This window comes from Pseudoalteromonas sp. S554 (assembly GCF_005930865.1).
In the GTDB taxonomy this organism is placed as follows: domain Bacteria; phylum Pseudomonadota; class Gammaproteobacteria; order Enterobacterales; family Alteromonadaceae; genus Pseudoalteromonas; species Pseudoalteromonas marina.
In genome coordinates this window covers 58,543-80,889 of sequence record NZ_PNDV01000033.1, presented here as the reverse complement: position 1 = coordinate 80,889, position 22,347 = coordinate 58,543, and the positions used below count along the sequence as shown (strand labels likewise).

Annotated in this window: 22 protein-coding genes; all 22 read left to right on the top strand. The window is 41.3% G+C overall.

Annotated features, from left to right (window positions below; genetic code table 11):
• Nucleotides 1-3: 3 nt before the first annotated feature.
• The 22 genes from fliE to CWB65_RS08135 all read left to right on the top strand — a co-directional run bounded on the left by fliE (nucleotide 4) and on the right by CWB65_RS08135 (nucleotide 22,315).
• Entirely contained in the window at nucleotides 4-336 is a 333-nt protein-coding gene (gene fliE, locus CWB65_RS08240) for a flagellar hook-basal body complex protein FliE (protein ID WP_008132633.1), read from the top strand.
• 20 nt (nucleotides 337-356) lie between these two features.
• Nucleotides 357-2,072 carry a flagellar basal-body MS-ring/collar protein FliF gene (gene fliF / locus CWB65_RS08235; RefSeq protein ID WP_010555911.1) on the top strand — a complete coding sequence of 572 codons (1,716 nt, stop codon included), beginning with the start codon at nucleotides 357-359 and terminating at the stop codon, nucleotides 2,070-2,072.
• Nucleotides 2,065-3,111: a flagellar motor switch protein FliG gene (gene fliG, locus CWB65_RS08230; RefSeq protein ID WP_006792737.1), complete on the top strand. Its 1,047-nt coding sequence runs from the start codon at nucleotides 2,065-2,067 to the stop codon at nucleotides 3,109-3,111. The genes fliF and fliG overlap by 8 nt, the downstream gene beginning before the upstream one ends.
• A gap of 3 nt (nucleotides 3,112-3,114) precedes the next feature.
• On the top strand, nucleotides 3,115-3,930 hold the full coding sequence (fliH, locus tag CWB65_RS08225; protein ID WP_138740373.1) for a flagellar assembly protein FliH: 816 nt from the start codon (nucleotides 3,115-3,117) through the stop codon (nucleotides 3,928-3,930).
• An 18-nt stretch (nucleotides 3,931-3,948) separates the two neighbouring features.
• Entirely contained in the window at nucleotides 3,949-5,283 is a 1,335-nt protein-coding gene (fliI, locus tag CWB65_RS08220) for a flagellar protein export ATPase FliI (protein WP_006792739.1), read from the top strand.
• Entirely contained in the window at nucleotides 5,283-5,729 is a 447-nt protein-coding gene (gene fliJ, locus CWB65_RS08215) for a flagellar export protein FliJ (RefSeq protein ID WP_006792740.1), read from the top strand. Before fliI ends, fliJ begins: the two co-directional genes overlap by 1 nt.
• Nucleotides 5,730-5,824: 95 nt before the next feature.
• Nucleotides 5,825-8,116 (top strand): flagellar hook-length control protein FliK, encoded by a 2,292-nt coding sequence (locus CWB65_RS08210; protein WP_138740397.1) that lies wholly within the window; start codon nucleotides 5,825-5,827, stop codon nucleotides 8,114-8,116.
• 57 nt (nucleotides 8,117-8,173) lie between these two features.
• Nucleotides 8,174-8,701, top strand: coding sequence for a flagellar basal body-associated protein FliL (gene fliL, locus CWB65_RS08205; RefSeq protein WP_008132626.1), 528 nt, complete (start codon nucleotides 8,174-8,176; stop codon nucleotides 8,699-8,701).
• A gap of 9 nt (nucleotides 8,702-8,710) precedes the next feature.
• The gene (gene fliM, locus CWB65_RS08200; protein ID WP_138740372.1) at nucleotides 8,711-9,802 is read left to right on the top strand and encodes a flagellar motor switch protein FliM; all 1,092 of its coding nucleotides are present in this window, start codon (nucleotides 8,711-8,713) and stop codon (nucleotides 9,800-9,802) included.
• A gap of 20 nt (nucleotides 9,803-9,822) precedes the next feature.
• Entirely contained in the window at nucleotides 9,823-10,221 is a 399-nt protein-coding gene (gene fliN, locus CWB65_RS08195) for a flagellar motor switch protein FliN (RefSeq protein WP_006792745.1), read from the top strand.
• A complete protein-coding gene (gene fliO / locus CWB65_RS08190) occupies nucleotides 10,218-10,601 on the top strand; it encodes a flagellar biosynthetic protein FliO (protein ID WP_006792746.1) in 384 nt (127 codons plus the stop codon). The genes fliN and fliO overlap by 4 nt, the downstream gene beginning before the upstream one ends.
• A 4-nt stretch (nucleotides 10,602-10,605) precedes the next feature.
• The gene (gene fliP, locus CWB65_RS08185; RefSeq protein ID WP_006792747.1) at nucleotides 10,606-11,346 is read left to right on the top strand and encodes a flagellar type III secretion system pore protein FliP; all 741 of its coding nucleotides are present in this window, start codon (nucleotides 10,606-10,608) and stop codon (nucleotides 11,344-11,346) included.
• Nucleotides 11,347-11,386: 40 nt separating this feature from the next.
• Nucleotides 11,387-11,656 carry a flagellar biosynthesis protein FliQ gene (fliQ, locus tag CWB65_RS08180; protein WP_008132620.1) on the top strand — a complete coding sequence of 90 codons (270 nt, stop codon included), beginning with the start codon at nucleotides 11,387-11,389 and terminating at the stop codon, nucleotides 11,654-11,656.
• A gap of 3 nt (nucleotides 11,657-11,659) precedes the next feature.
• Nucleotides 11,660-12,439, top strand: a complete 780-nt coding sequence (fliR, locus tag CWB65_RS08175) for a flagellar biosynthetic protein FliR (protein ID WP_006792749.1) — start codon at nucleotides 11,660-11,662, stop codon at nucleotides 12,437-12,439.
• Between the two features lie 9 nt (nucleotides 12,440-12,448).
• Nucleotides 12,449-13,579, top strand: a complete 1,131-nt coding sequence (gene flhB, locus CWB65_RS08170; RefSeq protein ID WP_138740371.1) for a flagellar biosynthesis protein FlhB — start codon at nucleotides 12,449-12,451, stop codon at nucleotides 13,577-13,579.
• Between the two features lie 73 nt (nucleotides 13,580-13,652).
• Entirely contained in the window at nucleotides 13,653-15,761 is a 2,109-nt protein-coding gene (flhA, locus tag CWB65_RS08165; RefSeq protein WP_006792751.1) for a flagellar biosynthesis protein FlhA, read from the top strand.
• A 20-nt stretch (nucleotides 15,762-15,781) separates the two neighbouring features.
• The gene (flhF, locus tag CWB65_RS08160) at nucleotides 15,782-17,257 is read left to right on the top strand and encodes a flagellar biosynthesis GTPase FlhF (RefSeq protein WP_008132615.1); all 1,476 of its coding nucleotides are present in this window, start codon (nucleotides 15,782-15,784) and stop codon (nucleotides 17,255-17,257) included.
• Nucleotides 17,250-18,110, top strand: a complete 861-nt coding sequence (locus CWB65_RS08155) for a MinD/ParA family ATP-binding protein (RefSeq protein WP_006792753.1) — start codon at nucleotides 17,250-17,252, stop codon at nucleotides 18,108-18,110. Before flhF ends, CWB65_RS08155 begins: the two co-directional genes overlap by 8 nt.
• A gap of 26 nt (nucleotides 18,111-18,136) precedes the next feature.
• On the top strand, nucleotides 18,137-18,847 hold the full coding sequence (locus tag CWB65_RS08150) for an RNA polymerase sigma factor FliA (protein ID WP_008132612.1): 711 nt from the start codon (nucleotides 18,137-18,139) through the stop codon (nucleotides 18,845-18,847).
• 39 nt (nucleotides 18,848-18,886) lie between these two features.
• Nucleotides 18,887-19,270, top strand: coding sequence for a chemotaxis response regulator CheY (gene cheY, locus CWB65_RS08145; protein WP_008132609.1), 384 nt, complete (start codon nucleotides 18,887-18,889; stop codon nucleotides 19,268-19,270).
• Between the two features lie 18 nt (nucleotides 19,271-19,288).
• Nucleotides 19,289-20,056: a protein phosphatase CheZ gene (locus CWB65_RS08140; RefSeq protein ID WP_006792756.1), complete on the top strand. Its 768-nt coding sequence runs from the start codon at nucleotides 19,289-19,291 to the stop codon at nucleotides 20,054-20,056.
• Nucleotides 20,057-20,071: 15 nt separating this feature from the next.
• A complete protein-coding gene (locus CWB65_RS08135; protein WP_138740370.1) occupies nucleotides 20,072-22,315 on the top strand; it encodes a chemotaxis protein CheA in 2,244 nt (747 codons plus the stop codon).
• Nucleotides 22,316-22,347: the final 32 nt, after the last annotated feature.

The window sequence follows — 22,347 nt, the reverse complement described above, 5'->3', positions numbered from 1 at the left end:
ATTATGAAAATTCAAAACAGCGCTGTATTTCAAGAAATGCAATCAATGGCTTTAGAAGCTGGCCGTAATAATCAAATCGAAAGGCTGCCAGTAAAAACACAAGCCTCATCAACCGCTCAATTTGGCGATATGCTATCGGATGCAATTAATACTGTGCACGGTTTGCAGCAAGATGCTAAACAAAAAGTAGTGGCGGTAGAAACAGGCGACAGGAGCGTGTCTTTGGCTGAAGCAATGATTGCTTCTCAAAAGTCGTCAGTTGCATTTGAAGCGACAGTGCAGGTTCGTAATAAACTTGTCGAAGCTTACAAAGAAATCATGAACATGCCTGTTTAACTAGGTAGTGGAGAATTATTGTGGCGCAATCTAATCAATCAACCGATCTGGCTCTTGCTACTGGTGAAATGGACCATAGCGATAGCGACGATCAACAAGAACAGAAATCAGGCTACTTAAGTTCGCTAAATGGCGTTGATTTATTGCGCCAAGTAACTTTAGTTATTGCTTTAGGCATTTGTTTGGCGATTGCTATATTTATTATTATTTGGGCGCGTCAGCCAGATATGCGCCCGCTTGGTAAAATGCAGACAGAAGAGCTTATTGAAACGCTCGACTTTTTAGATGCACAAAAAATTGAATACCAAGTAGATGGAAATGTAGTGCTCGTCCCTGAAACTGAGTATCAAAATATTAAACTTTTAATGACTCGCGAAGGGCTAGAGCAAGGCCCTACATCGGGTTCAGATATTATTATGCAAGACATGGGGTTTGGTGTAAGTCAGCGTTTAGAGCGTGAACGCTTAAAGCATGGCCGAGAACAACAGTTAGCGCGCACAATTGAAGAGCTCAATAATATTACGCGTGCACGTGTATTGCTTGCCATTCCAAAAGAAAATGTATTTGCGCGCAGAGAGAAAAAGCCTTCAGCAACTGTTGTACTTACTCTTAAGCGTGGGCGTTCGCTAGATAGCGAAGAGGTCGACTCAGTGGTTGATATGGTTGCATCAGCTGTACAAGGTTTAGAGCCGGCTCGTGTAACAGTAACGGATCAAAATGGTCGCTTACTAAATTCAGGCTCGCAAACATCGCTTGCTGCACGTTCACGTAAAGAGTACGACATAGAGCGTAAACGTGAACAAGAATATCTTGAAAAAATAGACAGTATTTTAATACCTGTTGTAGGGCTTGCAAACTACACTGCACAAGTTGATTTAAGTATGGACTTTAGTGCTGTTGAGGAGACGCAAAAACGCTACAACCCAGATTTACCAGCAGTAAGAAGCGAAACAACATTCGAAGAAAATAATATAGGTGGTTTAGCGGTAGGTATACCTGGTGCACTGACGAATCAGCCTCCAGTAAACTCTAATATCCCTGAAGTAGCAGGACAAGGTGGCGCAGGTAGTGCAACTTCACCATCAAGAACGCATAAAGAAGCGACGCGTAACTATGAGTTAGATACAACTATCTCACATAAGCGCCAGCAAACAGGTGTGATACGCAGAATAAGCGTGTCGGTGGCCGTTGACTACATTCCAAAAGTAGGTGAAAACGGTGAAACCACAATGACACCGCGTTCAGTGGAAGAACTGTCAAATATTCGTCGTTTATTACAAGGTGGCGTTGGTTTTGACATGCAGCGTGGTGATGCACTTGAAGTGGTAACGGTTCCGTTTGTTCGCGAAGCAACTGATTTTGACATTAGCGTGCCGCTTTGGGAGCAGGATTGGTTTATGAAAATAATCCGCTTGGTACTGGGTGCATTAGTTATTATTGTACTCATAATGGCGGTAGTTAAACCGATGCTTAAACGTTTAATTTACCCAGACGATACACTTGAAGAGTATGACGAAGATGCGTTAAGTGCAGGCGTAGACATTGGCGATAGCACGTTGGATATGCTAAACAAAGACTTTGATTCTGCTTCAATTGGTTTCTCAAGCGATGGTACACTGCAATTACCAGATTTACATGGCGACGAAGACTTACTTAAAGCAATTCGTGCCCTTGTAGCCAATGAACCAGAACTATCATCACAAGTAGTGAAAGCGTGGTTAACAGAAGATGACTGATCAAGATCAAGAACAAAAACAACTCCCAGCAGCGTTTGATGTTGATAAGCTAGACGGTGTAGATAAAGCCGCTATTTTATTACTGAGCTTATCAGAGGAAGATGCAGCCCAAATACTTAAGCACTTGGAGCCTAAACAAGTTCAAAAAGTTGGGATGGCAATGGCTGCGTTAGACGACCTGTCACAGGCTAAAATAAGTGCGGTTCACAACTTATTTATTGAGCAAATTCAAAGCTTCAGTACTATAGGGTTTCAGTCAGAAGACTTTATTAAAAAGGCGCTTACTGCTGCATTGGGTGAAGATAAAGCGGCCAGCCTTATTGACCAAATTGTTATGGGGTCTGGGGCTAAAGGCCTTGATTCTCTCAAATGGATGGATTCTAAGCAGGTGGCGAATATTATTCGTAATGAACACCCCCAAATACAAACGATTGTATTGTCTTACTTAGAGCCTGAGCAGTCTGCAGAAATTATTGCGCAGTTCCCAGAGAAAGTTCGTCTTGATTTAACCATGCGAATCGCTAACCTTGAAGAAGTGCAACCAGCTGCACTGCAAGAACTTAACGAAATTATGGAAAAACAATTTGCCGGACAAGCAGGGGCACAAGCTGCGAAAATGGGTGGCTTAAAAGCCGCGGCAGACATTATGAACTACCTAGATACAAACGTAGAAGGGCAGTTAATGGATTCTATTCGTGAACATGACGAAGAGATGTCTCAGCAAATTCAGGATCTTATGTTTGTATTTGAAAACTTAATGGATGTGGATGACCGGGGTATTCAAGCCATTCTACGAGAAGTACAACAAGATGTATTAATGAAAGCAATCAAAGGTGCAGACGACGGTCTGAAAGACAAAATACTGGGCAATATGTCTAAGCGTGCTGCCGATATGCTGGCTGATGATTTAGAAGCAATGGCGCCTGTACGTATTAGTGAAGTTGAAGCTGCCCAAAAAGAAATTCTATCAACGGCACGTCGTTTATCTGATTCGGGTGAAATTCAGTTAGGCGGTGGTGGTGGTGAGGAGTTCTTGTAAACCATGAGTAAACTCAAAGGGCGTCCACTTCGAGCTGAAGAAGCAGATGAATTATTAAAACATTGGGCTATTCCCGATGTAGCACCGAATGAAAAAAGCTTTGGTAATCGTTCTACAGCGTATGGCACCCCATTGGGCGAGCTTTATAAAAAAGAATTGGCCGAAGAGATGCCGACCGATGAGCCCGAGGAGCCCGAGGAGCCCGAGCTGCCAAAGCTTACTATGGTTGAGCTTGAACGCATTAGACAAGATGCTTATGAAGAAGGCCTTAAACAAGGTCATGAACAAGGCTACATTGACGGCTTTGAAAAAGGCGTTAGTGAGGGAAAAGAAGCTGGTTATAAAGAGGGGCTAGAGCTCGGTAAAACTCAAGGCCAAGAAGATATAAAACCGATTATTGAAGAGCAACTAATTAGCCTTAAAGGTATTTTAGAAGCACTTAATTCACCGCTAAAAAAAGTGGATGAACAAGCCGAGTTGCAACTAATACAATTAGCTAGCATGTTGGCTGAAGCAGTTATATACCAAGAAGTACAAACATCGCCAGATGTTATTTTACATACATTAAAACACAGTATTGATTCGTTAAATGCGCAACAAGAAAAAGTAAAAGTGCATCTAAACCCAACCGATCTAGACATTATAAAAGATAGCTATGGCGAGCAAACTATAGCAGACAATAACTGGCAATTAGTTCCCGAACCCACGCTTGAAAGAGGTGGATGTGAGGTGAAAACCGCGCAATCTTCTCTCGATATGACTTTAAAAACACGCGTCAAAGAAACGTTGGATAGCTTTTTGCATAATAGCAATATCTAAGTATTTTTTAGGCGTACTATGTCTGTGCAAATTGCTTCTTTGAGCGAACGCTTGTCGCAATATCAACAAAACATTAAGCCCTACACACCTGCAGTGGCGGGTATTTTAACGCGTGTTGTTGGCCTTACCTTAGAGGCAAAAGGTCTGCGGGCGCCTGTTGGTAGTCAATGTAAAATTGAAACCATGAATGGTTTTGTTGACGCAGAAATTGTTGGTTTTAACGACCAAACCTTATACTTAATGCCTAATGATCATATTTCCGGCGTACTGCCAGGTGCTCGAGTAATACCCCAAGTAAATAATTTGGGATTACCTGTAGGGATGAGCCTACTAGGGCGTGTGGTTGATGGCTTAGGGCGTCCACTCGACGGACTTGGTAAAATAAACGCTGAACATTATTTAAAGTTTGCTCAAAATACGATTAACCCTTTAGCCAGACGTCCGATCAGCCAGCCAATGGACGTGGGGGTGCGGGCTATTAATTCAGTGATCACCGTAGGGCAAGGTCAGCGTATGGGCTTATTTGCAGGCTCTGGTGTAGGTAAGTCTGTACTGCTAGGAATGATGACTAGGGGCAGCGAAGCCGATGTCATTGTAGTTGGTTTGGTTGGTGAACGTGGTCGTGAGGTCAAAGAGTTTATTGAAGAAATTCTTGGAGAAGAAGGGCGTAAACGTTCTGTTGTTGTTGCAGCACCCGCCGATTCATCGCCATTAATGCGTTTAAAAGGTTGTGAAAGTGCAGTGACCATTGCCGAATATTTTAGAGACCAAGGTTTAAATGTGTTACTGCTACTCGATTCAGTAACTCGCTACGCAATGGCTCAGCGTGAAATTGCTTTAGCAGTTGGAGAACCACCGGCAACAAAAGGATACCCACCATCGGTTTTTGCAAAACTACCAGCCTTAGTTGAACGAGCTGGTAATGGGGGGGAAGGGCAAGGTGCTATAACAGCCTTTTTCACCGTCTTAAGTGAAGGCGATGATATGCAAGACCCAATTGCAGACGCTGCACGCGCCATACTAGACGGCCATATTGTACTTTCTCGTGAGTTAGCCGACAGCGGCCATTATCCAGCAATAGATATCGAAAAATCTATATCACGTGTTATGCCCCAAGTGGTTTCAGAGCCTCATATGCAACAAGCGCGAGTACTTAAACAAGTGTATTCAATGTACCAACAAAATAAAGACATGATCACATTAGGCGCCTATCAAAAGGGCACTGATCCCATGCTCGACCAAGCAATAAATATGATGCCAAGAGTAAACGGGTTTTTACAGCAAGGTATGCGTGATGTAATAAGTTATGACGATGGGCTGCAAGGGCTAGCCCAATTATTAGGTCAAGGGTAATGGCTAAAAACAAATTTGACTTGCTGCTAAAACTTGAAAGCGACAAAGAAGAAAGTTTACGTATGAGTTATTTGCAAGCTAATCAAAACCTGCAAGCAAACCAGCAAAAACTTCAAGGCTTAAATGACTTTAGGCTTGAATACTCTCAACAGTTACATTTAAAAGGTCAATCAGGTTTATCAAGCGCTGGTTTTGGGCAGTATCATGCGTTTATAGCAAAAATTGAAGAGGCTATTCGGCAACAAGCAAGTACTGTAAATACGGCAAAGCAAGTTGTTTCACAGCGAAAAACGTTGTGGTTAAAACAGCAAATAAAGGCTAAAGCGGTTGCTAAATTGATTGAAAATCAAAAAATAAAAGCAGCAGCTGTGGTTGCTAAAAACGAGCAAAAAATGCTGGATGAGTTCACATCTAATCAATTTTTTCAGCGTCGCAAACTTTCTTAAGTTAGGCACGTTTATTGCTTTGTTAATGGGTGGTATTTAATTTTGGGCAATGTGCGGTGACATGTTGCCGTAACCGTATTAGGTGACTTATGGCGATGAATGATATTTCTGTTTCAATTTCGGCTGATAAAGAGTCTTTTTTAGCATTTAAAGACAGTAGCTTAGCCGATTCTTCTGATGAATCAGGTACTGAGTTTTTTACTCAGTTGCAAGACGCCCACACTACATTTGAGCCAACAAAAAAAGAGGTTAATAAGCCTGAAACAGATACTTTATCTGCCGCCTCAGCAGATTCCTCATCAGTTACTAATGAAAAATTAAAAAGTGATTCTGATGATGAAGACATAGCCCAAATAAATTTGTCTGGAAGCGATATTCTGGAGCAGATCAATTCATCTCAACTAATGAACACTGAGGTTACAAAGCCAAGTGAAAAAGCAAAAGATATAAACCTTGCAGATACATCAACAAATAAAACACCGCTTGTTATTGCTGATTTAAAAGAGAAACTGCCGGTTAAAGGCTATGTTGCTGTGCCAGCAAAAGATTTACCTGTTAAAGATGAAGTAGGTAAAATAATAAGACCACATGCAACACTTACTGATAACAACACAAGCGGTGTGGCAAGTTTAGTAAATGATGAAGCTATTAATGACTCGTCAAATTCACAAAGACAAAATAAAACGTCTCTTGCTCAGGCTGTTGAAGCAGAACTAAATATAAAATCGGATAAAGTTAAACACCCTGCAGAAGCGCAAAGTATAACTCAGGGCTTTGATACAAAAGACAATGGAGCAGATACTAACAAAGGCATTTTTACGGATAAAATAACAGCTTCACAAAGTTCAGTGTTCTCTGACGTGAGTGTCAATTCTGATCAGACTATTTTAAAAACGGATGTTGATAAAATAGTTACTACTCAAAGCACAGTAGAGAATAGCGGTAAAGTTAACGCCAATACTTTAGCTCAAAATACCATAGCTAAAAATACAGTTGCGGAACTAACAGAAAATACGCTCACAGCAACTTCACCCAACTCAAACATAACGGAAACTGAAAAAGCAGACGCGATAAATGCACTCATTGCTAAAGATGTAAATGCACTTAAAACAGATAAAGTATTAGCAAGCCTAACGCCTGAGCAGCTAACAAAATTACAGACTGAAATTAAACCAGTAATGCTTGACGCATCAAGCAAAGCTGAAAAATTGACGGTTTTAAAGCAAATGCTTACCCAATTCATAACAGATAATAAACAGACACAAAGCACTGACGTTAAGTCGTCACCCAGCGAGCAGTTTAATACGCTTTCAGGGACTGAAAAGCAGGCATTACTGACTCAATTAAATGCCTTTATTAAAGCCGAGCAACCAAAAGGTGAACAGTTAGCGACTATTAAGCAAGCGATTGGTGAGCTAAAAGTGTTGGTTGCGGAAAATGCGAATCAATCATCAGACACTAAATTTACGGTATCGCAAAAAGCTGTAAATGACTCACAAAACTTGCCGCAAACAAATGAATCGCAAATAGACAAAGTGGTTACCTTACCGGTAAAAGGTGAAGAGATAACAAAACCAGTTACTTTTGTAGCTTCACAAACACCAAATACGGTAAACAGACCACAAAAAGTGAGTGTGAAATCAGGCTCTGAAAATAGCGCTGATCCAACTAAATTAGCAGCACAGCCTACTGGTGATGAAGATCTTACAAAAGCGCTTGAGCAATTGCAAAAAGAGGGGCTAAAAAATACCACGGCTGAGCAGTCACCCGCTAAAGTTATGCAGGTGTTTAACCATATAACTAATGCTTTAAATACAACCCAAACCAGTGCCCAAAGCTATTATGATTCGCTTGATTATGAAATGGGCTTGTTGGATCAACAAGCTATTCAAAATCAGCAGTTACAAAGTACAGCACAGACAAAGCAGGTAAGTATTGATCCTGATATGATGCAGGCGATTAACATAGTTAAAAGTGACGCGGCCAAGTTACTGCAAGAGCGCGTTAGTTCAATGCTAAGCATTAATAACAAAGAGGCTGAAATTCGTCTGGATCCACCTGAGATGGGCAGCATGCAAATACGAGTTCGTAGCGATGCAGAACAAGCACAAATTAACTTTGTGGTACAAAACCAACAGGCCAAAGAAGCACTCGAACAATCTATGCCTCGCTTACGCGAAATGTTAGCACAACAGGGGTTGGAGCTTGGTGAAAGTACTATTTCATATGGCCAGTCAGGTGGTGAAAACGCAGAGCAAAATGAATCGGGGGCGGGTGAGCAATTGGCCAAAAATGGAGCGGCAAATAGTGAAAGTGATGAGCCATCAAATAGCCCAGAACAAACTTCTGAGCAACAAACATCATCATCAATAGATTACTATGCCTAACTACTGCTATTATAATAACTAAAACAAGCAAATACCTTTGCGATATAAGGAATCATGATGGCTGAAGAAACAAGTTTAGAAATAGAAGAAGCGCCAAAAAGTAAAAAAAAGCTGATAATTATTATTGCAGCAGTACTGCTCGTTGTAGGTGGTGCTGCGGGTTTCTTTTTAATGTCGGGCTCGGATGAGCCTGTTGAAACATTAGATGAAGAAACGACCCTTTCAGAGGAAGCGCCAGAAGCTTCTGGGTCATCCGCAGAAATAGGCAGTGCGCTTTATGTTGCGATGCCAAGACCTTTTGTTTTTAACGTTCCGGGCTCGAGCCGAGATAGAATTGTACAAATTAAAGTGCAACTTTTGGTACGTGGTGAGGTAAATGAAGAAACAGCTAAAAAGCATATTCCGCTGATTGAAGGTAAGTTACTCAGTGTATTTTCGACCACTACTGCTGACGAGCTTAGTACCAGTGCAGGTAAAGAAACTCTGCGTTTTACTGCGCTAGAGACAGTGCAAACTGCCTTAAATGACGTTGAAGGCAGCAAAGTAATTGAGCGGGTATTATTTACCGGCTTTGTAATGCAATAAGGGGTTAGCGTGAGCGACTTATTATCCCAAGACGAAATTGATGCGCTATTACATGGTGTTGATGACGTTGAAGAGGAAGATATAAACGATGGTGAAGATGGCGGGGGAAGTACGCTTCAGTACGATTTTTCTTCGCAAGATCGAATCGTACGTGGTCGCATGCCGACGCTGGAAATTGTTAATGAGCGTTTTGCTCGCCATATGCGAATTAGCCTATTTAATATGATGCGCCGCACAGCGGAAGTGTCTATTAATGGCGTTCAAATGATAAAGTTTGGTGAGTATGTTCACACTTTATTTGTACCAACAAGCTTAAATATGGTGCGTTTCAGACCTTTAAAGGGTACCGGCCTGATCACCATGGAAGCACGGTTAGTATTCATTTTGGTGGATAACTTTTTTGGTGGTGATGGCCGTTACCATGCAAAAATTGAAGGCCGTGAATTTACCCCAACAGAGCGCCGAATTGTGCAAATGTTGCTAAAAATAATCTTTGAAGATTATAAAGAGGCATGGGCACCGGTAATGGACGTGTCGTTTGAGTACCTCGATTCAGAGGTAAACCCCGCAATGGCTAATATTGTAAGCCCGACTGAAGTTGTGGTTATTAGCTCTTTTCATATTGAACTCGATGGTGGCGGCGGTGATTTTCATATTGCCTTGCCATATTCAATGCTCGAACCAATAAGGGAACTTTTGGATGCGGGTGTTCAGTCAGATACTGAAGATACCGACTTGCGTTGGAGTAAGGCATTACGAGATGAAATAATGGATGTTGAGGTTGACATGTCAACTCAGCTTTTAGAAGTTGACTTAACACTTCAACAAATAATGGAGCTTAAACCAGGTGATATTATTCCTGTTGAAATGCCAGAGCATATAACTGTATTTGTAGAAGAGCTACCCACGTTTAGAGCTAAAATGGGCCGCTCTCGTGATAATGTTGCGTTGCAAATTAGCGAAAAAATTAAACGACCTGATTCAGTTAAATCTGAGCTGCATGTGTTTACCAAAGGCGGCAAGAAAATTGACTCAGATGCAGAGTTAGCAGAATTAGAAGAAGATTTACACCTTTCAGACGGTGTAGACTTAGACTGGTAATTGATTAAAAGGTTAAACGTATGAGCGATGATCAAGACACAATGGACGAATGGGCAGCCGCACTTGCTGAGGCTGAAGGTGGTGATGATGCTGGCGAAGCGCAAGTTGCCGAACTTGATGAATTAAGTGATGAAAAAAGCGAAATAACAGGCGAAGAAAAGCGCAAGCTCGATACTATTTTAGATATCCCAGTGACCATATCGATGGAAGTTGGACGCTCAAAAATTAATATTCGTAATTTGCTACAACTTAACCAAGGCTCTGTAGTTGAGCTTGATCGTGTTGCTGGTGAGCCATTAGATGTATTGGTTAATGGTACCTTAATTGCTCACGGTGAAGTGGTTGTCGTAAATGATAAGTTTGGTATTCGTCTAACGGATGTTATCAGCCAAGTAGAGCGGATCAAAAAGTTACGATGAGTGCCTTTTTTGCGCTAACAGCGTCTGTATTTACAAAAACAGAGTCAGTTACGCCTACGGGCGATTTAATTTCTATGGTGCTTTCGCTTATAGTGGTGCTAGTGCTCATTGTTGTTCTGGCTATTTTTGTAAAAAAACTTAATCCTAATTTGGCAAACAGTGATGAATTTAAAGTGGTTCGAAGTCTTCCCTTAGGCTCACGCGAACGCTTAATGGTGGTAGAAATTGATAATGCGCAGCATTTATTGGGCGTCACGCCGCACAGTATTAATTACCTTCATAAATTAGAATCACCACTGAGTGAAAAAGAAATCCCAGAACTTGCTAAGCAATTTAGTAAACTGTTAAACCCCAAATCGAAACAAAATAAAAAGAACTGAACCTATGACTAAGTGGCTGCTAATTATTTTTGCCATTGTGTTTGTTCCAAGCGTAAGCGCTGAAGGTATTGATGCGCTTACTATCACAACAAACGCAGATGGCACACAAGATTACTCGGTGACATTGCAAGTTTTAGCCATTATGACGGCGCTGAGTTTTATACCGGCAGCCATAATCATGATGACGTCTTTTACACGTATTATTGTTGTACTCGCAATTTTACGCCAAGCAATTGGTTTGCAGCAAACGCCCTCTAATCAAGTACTGTTGGGCATGTCTTTATTTTTAAGTATTTTTATCATGGCGCCTATTTACCAAAAGGTTAATGACGTAGCCATAGAGCCTTATTTGAATGAGCAAGTTACGTCGGTACAAGCACTGGAGCTTGCAAAAGAGCCAATGAAAGCATTTATGCTCTCGCAGGTTCGTTTAAAAGACTTAGAAACATTTGCCAAAATAGCAGGCTACGACAAGCTAGAGTCACCTGAAGAAACTCCGCTCATAGTACTTATCCCCGCATTTGTAACAAGCGAACTGCAAACCGCGTTCATTATAGGATTCATGTTTTTTATACCTTTTTTAATCGTCGACTTAGTTGTTGCGTCCGTACTCATGGCTATGGGTATGATGATGCTCTCCCCTATGATTGTTTCCTTACCCTTTAAAATAATGCTGTTTGTACTTGTTGATGGCTGGAGCTTAGTGATGGGAACCCTCGCCAAAAGCTTTGGTTTAGGCACGTAGTATGTTTTTTTTGAATGGTACTAAAAGATAGGATTACAGCATGGAACCAGAAATTTTTGTTGATATTCTTAGCGATGCACTGTTTTTAGTTATTAAATTAGTATCGGCTATTGTTGTTCCAGGTTTAATTATTGGCCTAGTGGTGGCGGTGTTTCAAGCGGCTACGTCTATCAATGAACAAACGTTGAGTTTTTTACCGCGTTTGGTAATTACTATAAGTGCATTAATTGTTGGTGGTCACTGGTTTACACAAGAACTTATGGACTTTTTTACCCGGTTGGTGTTGCTCATTCCCGAAATTGCAGGTTAGCAAGTGGAGTACCCGTTTTCAGTTGTCATTCAATGGTTGAGCGACTTTTTACTACCTTTGGTACGTATTAGTTCCATGATTATGATAATGGCGGGGTTAGGCGCTAAAAATGTGCCAACACGTATAAAGCTGGGTTTATCAGTGGTCGTGACTCTGTTGGTTGTGCCTGTTCTTCCTCCAGCTACATTTACTAACTTGTTTTCGTTTGAAATGATTTTAGTGGTCATACAGCAAATGCTTATTGGAATAGCGATTGGCTTTGCTTCTACCTTGTTACTCAATACCTTCGTATTGGCAGGTCAGATACTTGCTATGCAAACCGGTTTAGGTTTTGCTTCTGTCATTGACCCCTCAAATGGAGCCAGCGTTCCGGCTGTTGGTCAGTTTTTTCTTATTTTAGCAACACTATTATTTTTTGTATTCAATGGCCATTTAATGATGATACAGATGGTTGTACATAGCTTTGAGGTACTGCCAATTGATGGTAATTGGTGGTCAGTAGATCATTACTGGGATATTGTAACGTGGGGCGGTTGGATGTTTACAACGGCTTTAGTGCTCTCACTTGCACCATTGACAGCAATGCTAGTGATTAATATTTCATTTGGTATTATGACCCGTGCGGCGCCTCAGTTAAATATTTTTGCTATTGGTTTTCCATTCACTCTTGTAGCAGGGCTTGTCATTATTTGGGCAACACTGGGCAACTTCATCCTGCAATTTGAATTTCAGTGGCTTAAAATGATCGAACTAATGTGTACCTTAGTTGGTTGTTCACCTTAGGAGTGTGTTATGGCTGAAGATTCAGGTCAAGAAAAAACAGAAGAACCCACAGGGAAAAAAATAGAAGAGTCTAAAAAGAAAGGGCAGGTTGCTCGTTCAAAAGAATTAGGCACTATGTTTGTTCTTATATTTTCAGCTATTTCATTGTTAATGTACGGCCCTGAAATTGGTAAGGGGTTATACAATATTATGGGCAGAATGCTCAGCCTTAATCGAAATGAAACCTACGATACCACTAAAATGTTTGCGGTTTGGTCCAGTGTTGCCGACGCGCTTATTTTTCCTATGGCTATGTTTGTATTCATTATTTTATTTGCGGGCATTATAGGTAATACTTTACTAGGTGGCTTTAATTTTAGTTGGCAAGCAGCCGCTCCTAAAGCAAGTAAAATGTCTCCATTTAAAGGCTTTAAACGCATGTTTGGCCCACAAGCTGCGGTAGAGCTTACTAAAGCTATTTTAAAGTTTTTAGTGGTCGCAAGTTTTGCCTTTTTTTTAATTAATACCTTTTTTGAAGAAATATTATACTTAAGCATTGAGTCTGCACCTAATAATATTATCCATGCGCTCGAAATCCTCTCGTGGATGTTTTTGGCATTGTCGTGCACATTGGTAATTATTGCAGCAATCGATGCCCCGTATCAAAGTCATACTCACCATAAGCAGTTAAAAATGACACTGCAAGAAGTAAAAGATGAGTACAAAAACTCTGAAGGTGACCCTCAAATAAAAGCGCGTATTAGGCAAACTCAGAGACAAATGTCTCAAAAAAGAATGATGCAAGACGTGCCCGATGCCGATGTAGTTGTTACCAACCCAACGCATTATTCTGTTGCTCTTAAATACGACACTGAGCGAGCCGGAGCACCTATAGTGCTTGCTAAAGGCGTGGATGAACTGGCTATGCAAATTCGAAAAGTGGCAAACGGTAATGATGTACCCATTGTTGAGTCGCCAATGCTTACTCGAGCGCTTTATCATACCGCAGAAGTTGGAGAACAAATACCTGATCAACTGTTTACTGCCGTTGCACAGGTGCTAGCTTATGTTTTTCAGCTAAAACGCTTCAATAAAGGTCGCGGAAAACGCCCGACTAAGCTTAATAAAAAGCTCCCCATTCCTGATGCCTACAGGTATTAATATTACCCTTTTATTAACTTGGAATAGTTATTGCTAATTCTACGTAGTGTCAATTTTTTGAAATTGTAGAATTATGAGTTTTAAAGCGGTATTACAACAACTTAATGCAGATAAAAAAGAATATGCAAAAGGCGTAGGGACGCCTTTGCTTGTGCTTGCAGCTTTGGGAATGGTCATTTTACCGTTACCGCCATTTTTACTTGATATCCTTTTTTCATTCAATATTGCGTTAGCGTTGGTGGTTCTACTCGTCACCGTTTACACCATGAAACCCGTTGAGTTTGGTATGTTTCCGGCCGTGTTGCTTATCGCTACAATTATGCGTTTAGCACTTAACGTAGCCAGTACACGTGTTGTATTGTTAGAGGGACATAATGGTGGAGATGCTGCGGGGAAGGTAATAGAAGCCTTTGGCTCAGTTGTGATTGGCGGCAATTATGCTGTTGGTTTAGTGGTATTTTTAATTCTGATTATTATTAACTTTGTAGTAATCACTAAAGGTGCAGGGCGTATTTCTGAGGTATCTGCACGTTTTACACTTGATGCAATGCCTGGTAAGCAAATGGCAATTGACGCTGATTTAAACGCAGGGTTTATTAGTGCCGAGCAAGCGCGGGATCGCCGAGAAGAAGTAACCCGCGAGGCCGATTTTTATGGCTCAATGGATGGTGCAAGTAAGTTTGTAAAAGGTGATGCTATTGCTGGTATCGTCATTTTAATTATCAACATTGTTGGTGGTCTATTTGTTGGCATGATCCAGCATGACTTAAGCTTTGGCCAAGCTATGGAAGTTTACACACTCCTTACGATTGGTGATGGCTTAGTGGCTCAGCTCCCCTCATTACTACTATCAATTGGTACCGCAATTGTAGTAACACGCCAAAACGAGTCTCTCAATATGGGCGACCAGTTTAAGAAACAACTTGGCAACGAAAAATCTTTATTTATAGCCTCTGGCATATTAATTACCATGGGCTTAGTGCCTGGCATGCCTCATTTAGCATTTTTAAGCCTAGGTGCATTATTAGGTTATTTAGCTTATTACACTCAACAAAGTAAATTAAAAGTGGCTGCAGCAGAAGCCGAGGCTGCTGCAAATGGAACTGCTGGTACGGGTGTTGCCAACAAGCAAGAGCAAAAAGAACTAGGCTGGGACGACGTTCAGCAAGTAGATGTAATTGGCTTAGAAGTGGGCTATAGATTAATTCCTTTGGTTGACCAGTCTCAAGGCGGAGAGCTACTAAATCGTATTAAGGGAGTACGTAAAAAGCTTTCTCAAGAGCTGGGTTTTTTAGTTCCACCCGTACATATTCGCGATAACTTAGAGCTTGACCCTAATGCATACAGAATTACGCTTATGGGGGTATCTACCGGTGAAGGTGAACTCAAGCATGGTGATGAGTTGGCAATAAATCCAGGTCAAGTATTTGGGCCAATTAAAGGGGTTGAAACTAAAGACCCTGCTTTTGGGCTTGATGCGGTATGGATAAAACCAGATCAAAAAGACGAAGCGCAATCGCTAGGCTATACCGTGGTAGATTCAGCGACGGTTGTGGCTACACACATTAGCCAGTTGCTTACTAACAGCGCAGCACTGCTTTTAGGTCACGAGGAAGTACAGAACTTATTAGATATGTTAGGTAAAAGCCACCCTCGCTTAGTTGAAGGTTTAGTCCCTGACGTATTACCGTTAACTGTGATAGTAAAAGTACTACAAAATCTACTTAATGAGGGCGTTGCAATTCGTGACATGCGCTCAATTGTACAAACCCTTGTTGAGTATGGGCCACGTAGTCAAGACCCTGATGTGCTAACGGCTGCAGTACGTATTTCATTACGTCGATTAATCGTTCAAGACGCTGTAGGCATGTCTTCAGAAATCCCTGTCATAACCTTGGCGCCTGAGTTGGAACAGATGTTGCATCAGTCACTACAAAATGCAGGCGACGAAGGTGCCGGTATAGAACCAGGACTTGCAGAGCGACTTCAAGTGTCACTAAATGAAGCGCATCAAAATCAAGAAATGTCCGGTGAACCTTCAATATTGCTAACGTCGGGAATGTTACGCACTGTGTTATCTCGTTTTGTTAAGTACACCATCCCAGGTTTAAGGGTGATGTCTTATCAAGAGGTACCAGATGAGAGACAGATCAAGATAGTCAGCTCTGTTGGCCAACAATAAGATTTTAAAGGGGTTGAATCATGAAAATTAAACGTTTTTTTGCTAAAGATATGCGCACAGTACTTAAAGAAGTTAAAGACGAATTAGGTGTTGATGCGGTTATTATGTCAAATAAAAAGCTAGCTAACGGTGTAGAAATTGTAGCAGCAGTAGATTATGACAAAGCAGCCCCTAAAAAAGAGCAGGCAGTTAGCGCTCCAGCACAAAGCTCAACAAAAACACAGCCAGTGCATAATTTTGTAAAACCAGAGCCTCTTCGCGCTAAACCAGAGCCACAAGCGAAAGTAGCCGATAGTCTTCAGGCATTATTAGAGCGTCAAGCCCCACGCCCTCGTTCTGCAGAATTGGCTTCTATGTTTTCTCAATCAGGTATTGATACTACAGACAACTACCAAGAGCCAGTTCAAGAGCAGCGTCCTCGTCCTATGTTCACTAATGAACGTCAAGCTTCAGCGCGTCCGCAAACACAAGCAGACAGCCTTGGATTTGATGATTTAGAAAGTGGTTTTGATGATCTTGACAGTCCAGTGACACCTCGCCAAGAAACTAAGCATACTGAAAGTGAGCAAATTTCGTCAATGCGTGACGAAATGAATGCCATTCGTCAATTGTTAGAACATCAAGTGTCAGGGCTTATGCAACAAGACATGGCAAGACGCGATCCTACTCGTGCATGCATGATTGATCGCTTAGTCGGTATGGGAATAGATAAAGATGTTGCTGAGCAAATGGCGTGCTTCGTACCTGACGATGTATCTCGCCAGCAAGGTTGGAAAGCACTTTTAACAATGGTTGAAGATCAGATGCAGACAACCAACAACGAGATTTTACGTCAAGGCGGTGTATACGCCTTAGTCGGCCCAACGGGTGTTGGCAAAACAACAACCGTTGCTAAATTAGCTGCGCTTGGCGCACAAAAATACGGTGCAGACAAAGTTGCTTTAATCACAACAGACACATACAGAATTGGTGCTTATGAGCAACTCGCCACTTATGGCCGAATTATAGGTTGTGGTGTAAAGCAAGTTAAAGATGCTAATGAATTAGCTGAAGTTTTATATCATTTACGAAATAAACGACTAGTATTAATTGATACTGCGGGTATGAGCCAACGCGACTTGCGCTTAACTGAGCAACTTAATACGCTAATGCGTAATCAGCGTGTTGATATTCGCAGTTATTTAGTGCTCAGCGCAACATCGCAAATACATGTGTTGCAAGAAACCGTTAGGCACTTTAAAAAAGTGCAGTTAAGTGGTTGTATATTCACCAAATTAGATGAATCTTTAAGTTTAGGTGAGATTATTAGTATAGCGATTCAAAATCGCCTTCCAATAGGGTATCTTACTAACGGTCAACGAGTACCAGAAGATATTCGAGTTGCAAATGCTGAAAAACTAGTTAAAAAGGCTGAGCAACTCTATTTAAAAAGAGCAAAAGCACAACATTCAAGGCACCAAGCAGTGGCGCCAAGCACAGTAGGGATGTATGATTAACACAGTATTAGATCAAGCAAGTGGCCTGCGCAAAATGAGTCAAAACAATAACAACGGCGTAAAAGTTATCGCTGTCACTGGCGGTAAAGGTGGAGTAGGAAAAACAAATGTTTCTCTGAATACTGCAATTGCATTAGGCCAGCAAGGTAACAGAGTGTTGGTTCTTGATGCCGATTTAGGCTTAGCAAACTGTGACGTTATGCTAGGACTACGTGTTGAACGTAACTTATCACATGTTTTATCTGGTGAATGTGAACTTGATGAAATTTTAGTTGAAGGCCCCGCAGGTATAAAGATTGTACCCGCAACGTCAGGCTCTCAAAGTATGGTTGAATTGTCGCCTTCAGAGCACGCGGGACTTATACGGGCTTTTAGTGAATTAAATACAGAATTTGATATTTTAATTGTCGATACAGCCGCAGGTATTTCAGACATGGTGCTGAGTTTTTCTCGCGCGGCACAAGACGTCATGGTTGTTGTATGCGACGAGCCCACATCGATTACAGATGCTTATGCGCTCATTAAAGTGTTGAGTCGCGAGCATGGTGTATACAAATTTAAAATTGTTGCAAATATGGTCCGTAGTATGCGTGAAGGGCAAGAGTTATTTGCTAAACTTTCCAAAGTGACCGATCGTTTTTTAGATGTATCAATGGACCTGGTCGCAACGGTTCCCTACGACGAAAATATGCGCAAAGCAACGCGTCGCCAAAAAGTTATTGTAGAGCTTTTTCCTAATTCGCCGGCGGCACTTGCGTTTCAAGCGTTAGCAACAAAAGCAGTTAAATGGCCAATACCTAATCAACCATCAGGTCATCTGGAGTTTTTCATAGAGAAACTAGTAAACGGCTAATTATGACAACATTGGTGAATAAAGTTATGGGATATCAATCAGCACAAAATTTAAATGTGATTGTTGAAAAACATGCATCACTTGTCAAAAAAGTGGCATGTCATCTTATAGCGCGTTTACCAGCCAGCGTGCAGCTGGACGATTTAATACAATCAGGAATGATAGGTCTGATTGAAGCATCTAAAAGTTTTGATGCAACCAAAGGGGCTAGCTTTGAAACTTTTGCGGGGATTCGTATTCGTGGGGCAATGCTTGACGAGATGCGACGTGGCGATTGGGCACCCCGTTCAGTACATCGTAAAAGCCGTTTGGTGGCCGAAACAATTGCATTTTTAGAAAAAAGCTTAAACCGTGAGCCGACAGATATAGAAGTTGCTGAAAAACTTGAAATTTCGTTAAATGAGTACCATCATATCTTAAACGATGTAAATGCAAGTAAAGTACTCGGTATTGAAGACCTTGGTGTTGATGAAGATGCCATCAGTCCAGTGGGCCAAGATTTAGCGCTAGACAAACCGTTTAATAATGTTAAAAATGAGCGGTTTAACGAGTCTCTATTAGGTGCAATAAAATCTTTACCAGAACGTGATGCAATGGTGCTGTCTTTGTACTATAACGATGAAATGAATTTAAAAGAAATAGGGCATATACTCGATGTAAGTGAATCGCGTGTAAGTCAAATACATGGTCAGGCGATGATTAAGCTTAAAGCTAAAATCAATGACTGGATAAATTAGTAGTAAGTAAACAAGGTTAAGACCTCACTGGGGGATGTTTTGGATAAAAACATGAAAATTCTGGTTGTTGACGATTTTTCAACAATGAGACGTATTATTAAAAATCTGTTGCGTGACTTAGGTTTCACTAATGTTCAAGAAGCAGATGATGGGTCAACCGCTTTGCCAATGCTACAAAATCAAGTATTTGATTTTGTTGTTACCGATTGGAATATGCCAGGAATGCAGGGTATAGACCTACTTAGAGCAATACGTGCGGATGATAAGCTTAAACACATTCCAGTATTGATGGTAACGGCTGAAGCTAAAAAAGAACAAATTATAGCGGCAGCCCAGGCAGGTGTTAATGGTTATATCGTTAAGCCATTTACTGCTGGAACACTCAAAACTAAATTAGAAAAAGTATTTGAACGTTTAGGCTAATGATAGGGGGAGAGGCTTATGTCAGCACTTGCTGCGCCTCAAATAACTTTAGAACAAGCTCGTCAGCTCGTTGTTTTTCTAGAAAACGGTGAGCAAGACAAAGCCAATCAGTTAATTTTAGATACCGCTTCTAAGGAGCAATCTGAAATATTTGCTGAGGTTGGAAAGTTAACCCGTCAATTGCATGAAGCTTTAAAAAGCTTTGAGCTAGACACTCGCTTATCTGACTTAACTACCGATGCTATTCCAGATGCAAAAAAACGGCTCAATTATGTTATAGAAATGACAGAAAATGCCGCGAATAAAACAATGGATGCTGTTGAGGCTAGCCTACCAATTGCTCAACAGTTGGCAGACGAAATATCTCATATCAAACCGACATGGGATCGCCTAATGAATCGAGAGATTGAGTTAGGGGAGTTTAAATCGTTATGCCACAGCATTGATAAGTTTATGAACAATTCTCATCATAAAACCGATGAGCTGCAAAGTTTGATGACTAATGTACTTATGGCACAAGACTATCAAGATTTAACCGGACAAGTTATTCGCCGAGTTATTGAGCTTGTTAGAGAAGTTGAAGAAAGCTTAATTCATCTTTTGACAGCCTTCGCTGATCAAAGCGAAAGTAAAGCCGAAAAAATAGAACAACAAAAAACAAATGAACCATTAGACGAACAAACTTTAGCAGGTCCAGAAGGCCCTATTATTGATAAAGAATCACGTAATGATGTTGTATCTGATCAAGATGAAGTCGATGATCTTTTATCAAGTTTGGGCTTCTAAGAGGAGAGTAACTGCATGTTTGAAGTCGATGAAGATATTTTACAAGACTTTCTTGTAGAGGCAGGAGAAATCCTAGAGCTTTTATCTGAACAGTTAGTTGAGCTGGAAAACAATCCAGAGGACACCGAATTACTCAATGCCATATTTAGAGGGTTTCACACTGTAAAAGGTGGTGCTGGGTTTTTAGCTATGACCGAGCTCGTTGACGCATGTCATGGCGCAGAGAATGTGTTCGATCTGCTTAGGCAAGGCGTACGAACGGTTAATTCGGAATTGATGGACGTAATTTTACAAGCTCTCGATACGATTAACGAGATGTTTGCCACCATTCAAAATCGTGACAAACCAGAACCCGCTGATCCCGAACTTCTTGAAACCCTTCATAAACTAGGTTTACCTCCAACAGAAGAAGAGCTTGCTGGTGACTCACCAGTTGATTCAACTGAAGAACCTCAAGGCGAGGTTATTGATGCCCCAGTTGCCGAGGAAGCCTCAGGAACTGATGAAGAAGATCCGTTTGCATTTGACGAGCTATTTAGCAGTGGAACAGTTGAACAAAGCGATGATGAAACTCAGATTGACGAAATAACAGAAGATGAATTTGAAAACTTACTAGACGAATTACATGGAAAAGGTCAAAGCCCAGTAGCTGAAAGCGCGTCCAGTAGTAGTGATGTCAGTGGAGACATTACAGATGATGAGTTTGACAACTTACTTGATGAACTTCATGGCGTTGGAAGCTTTGGTGCTGTTGCGGCCAGTGAGCCAGTAAAAGAGCAAACAGCAAGTAATAATTCTGCAGAAAGTTCTGCAACGCCTTCAACACGTTCACCTGCAAGTGATTCTAGCGATGATGAAATTAGCGATGATGAGTTTGAAGCATTGCTTGACGAACTTCATGGATCAGGTGCCCCTAAATCAATAGAGAGCCCTGCAGCTTCAGAGCCGAAGCCCGCTGCTAAACCTGTCGCTAAGGTAAGTGGGCCTGTTAAAAAGCCTGAACCTGTAAAAGCCGCTGCGCCAAAACCAGTGCAAAAGCCTGCAGAAAAAGCAGCTCCAGCGCCTGCAGCTGTGAAAAAGCCAGCTCCTCCGCAAGCAGAAACAACAGTCCGAGTTGACACAAAACGCCTAGACCAAATAATGAATATGGTGGGTGAGCTTGTACTTGTTCGTAATAGGTTGGTAAGTTTAGCCACTAACTCAGAAAGTGAGGCAATGGGTAAAGCCATTTCTAACCTAGATGTAGTGACTGCAGATATCCAAGGCGCAGTAATGCAAACGCGAATGCAGCCAATTAAAAAGGTATTTGGCCGCTTCCCTCGCGTTGTTCGTGACTTAGCACGAAGCTTAAATAAAGATATTAGTTTACAGCTTGTTGGTGAAGAAACTGATTTAGATAAAAACTTGGTTGAGGCACTTGCAGACCCGCTTGTTCACTTAGTTAGAAACTCAGTTGACCACGGAATAGAGATGCCAGCAGCTCGTGAAGCTGCAGGCAAACCTAGAACGGGTAATGTAACGCTTTCAGCGTCTCAAGAAGGCGACCATATCTTGTTAACTATCAAAGATGATGGTGCGGGTATGGATGCTGAAAAGCTCAAAAAAATAGCAATCAGTAAAGGCGTTTTAGATCACGACCAGGCGAGCCGTTTATCGGATACTGAAGCCTACAACTTAATATTTGCACCAGGATTTTCGACCAAAGAAGAGATCTCTGACATCTCAGGCCGTGGTGTGGGAATGGATGTTGTAAAAACTAAAATCACTCAACTTAATGGCTCAGTGAGTATTCAGTCAGAGCTAGGTGTTGGTACAATTTTAGAAATAAAAGTACCGTTAACACTTGCGATATTACCAACCTTGATGGTTGTAGTTGGCGAACAAACATTTGCATTACCATTAGCTGGGGTAAGTGAAATATTCCATTTAGATCTAACCAAAACAAATGTAGTTGATGGTCAACTAACTATTATTGTACGTAAGAAAGCGATACCGCTATTTTATCTTGAGCATTGGTTAGTTAAAGGAGCAGATCGCACTCAGCGCAAAGCGCAAGGTCATGTTGTTATTGTTCAAATAGGTACTCAGCAGGTTGGTTTTGTAGTTGATTCTTTAATAGGTCAAGAAGAAGTTGTAATTAAACCTCTTGATGCTCTTTTGCAGGGTACCCCAGGTATGGCAGGCGCAACTATTACATCAGATGGTGGAATTGCACTAATTTTAGATGTTCCAAATATGTTAAAACACTACGCTGGCTAAATCATAAAGTAGGTACACATAAGATGTGTGCC

Excerpts from the sequence above, each read along its gene's own strand:
- fliE (WP_008132633.1), top strand. The coding sequence starts at position 4 with ATGAAAATTCAAAACAGCGCTGTATTTCAAGAAATGCAATCAATGGCT.
- fliG (WP_006792737.1), top strand. The coding sequence starts at position 2,065 with ATGACTGATCAAGATCAAGAACAAAAACAACTCCCAGCAGCGTTTGAT.
- fliH (WP_138740373.1), top strand. The coding sequence starts at position 3,115 with ATGAGTAAACTCAAAGGGCGTCCACTTCGAGCTGAAGAAGCAGATGAA.
- fliI (WP_006792739.1), top strand. The coding sequence starts at position 3,949 with ATGTCTGTGCAAATTGCTTCTTTGAGCGAACGCTTGTCGCAATATCAA.
- fliJ (WP_006792740.1), top strand. The coding sequence starts at position 5,283 with ATGGCTAAAAACAAATTTGACTTGCTGCTAAAACTTGAAAGCGACAAA.
- CWB65_RS08210 (WP_138740397.1), top strand. The coding sequence starts at position 5,825 with ATGAATGATATTTCTGTTTCAATTTCGGCTGATAAAGAGTCTTTTTTA.
- fliL (WP_008132626.1), top strand. The coding sequence starts at position 8,174 with ATGGCTGAAGAAACAAGTTTAGAAATAGAAGAAGCGCCAAAAAGTAAA.
- fliN (WP_006792745.1), top strand. The coding sequence starts at position 9,823 with ATGAGCGATGATCAAGACACAATGGACGAATGGGCAGCCGCACTTGCT.
- fliO (WP_006792746.1), top strand. The coding sequence starts at position 10,218 with ATGAGTGCCTTTTTTGCGCTAACAGCGTCTGTATTTACAAAAACAGAG.
- fliP (WP_006792747.1), top strand. The coding sequence starts at position 10,606 with ATGACTAAGTGGCTGCTAATTATTTTTGCCATTGTGTTTGTTCCAAGC.
- fliQ (WP_008132620.1), top strand. The coding sequence starts at position 11,387 with ATGGAACCAGAAATTTTTGTTGATATTCTTAGCGATGCACTGTTTTTA.
- flhB (WP_138740371.1), top strand. The coding sequence starts at position 12,449 with ATGGCTGAAGATTCAGGTCAAGAAAAAACAGAAGAACCCACAGGGAAA.
- flhA (WP_006792751.1), top strand. The coding sequence starts at position 13,653 with ATGAGTTTTAAAGCGGTATTACAACAACTTAATGCAGATAAAAAAGAA.
- flhF (WP_008132615.1), top strand. The coding sequence starts at position 15,782 with ATGAAAATTAAACGTTTTTTTGCTAAAGATATGCGCACAGTACTTAAA.
- CWB65_RS08155 (WP_006792753.1), top strand. The coding sequence starts at position 17,250 with ATGATTAACACAGTATTAGATCAAGCAAGTGGCCTGCGCAAAATGAGT.
- CWB65_RS08150 (WP_008132612.1), top strand. The coding sequence starts at position 18,137 with ATGGGATATCAATCAGCACAAAATTTAAATGTGATTGTTGAAAAACAT.
- CWB65_RS08140 (WP_006792756.1), top strand. The coding sequence starts at position 19,289 with ATGTCAGCACTTGCTGCGCCTCAAATAACTTTAGAACAAGCTCGTCAG.
- CWB65_RS08135 (WP_138740370.1), top strand. The coding sequence starts at position 20,072 with ATGTTTGAAGTCGATGAAGATATTTTACAAGACTTTCTTGTAGAGGCA.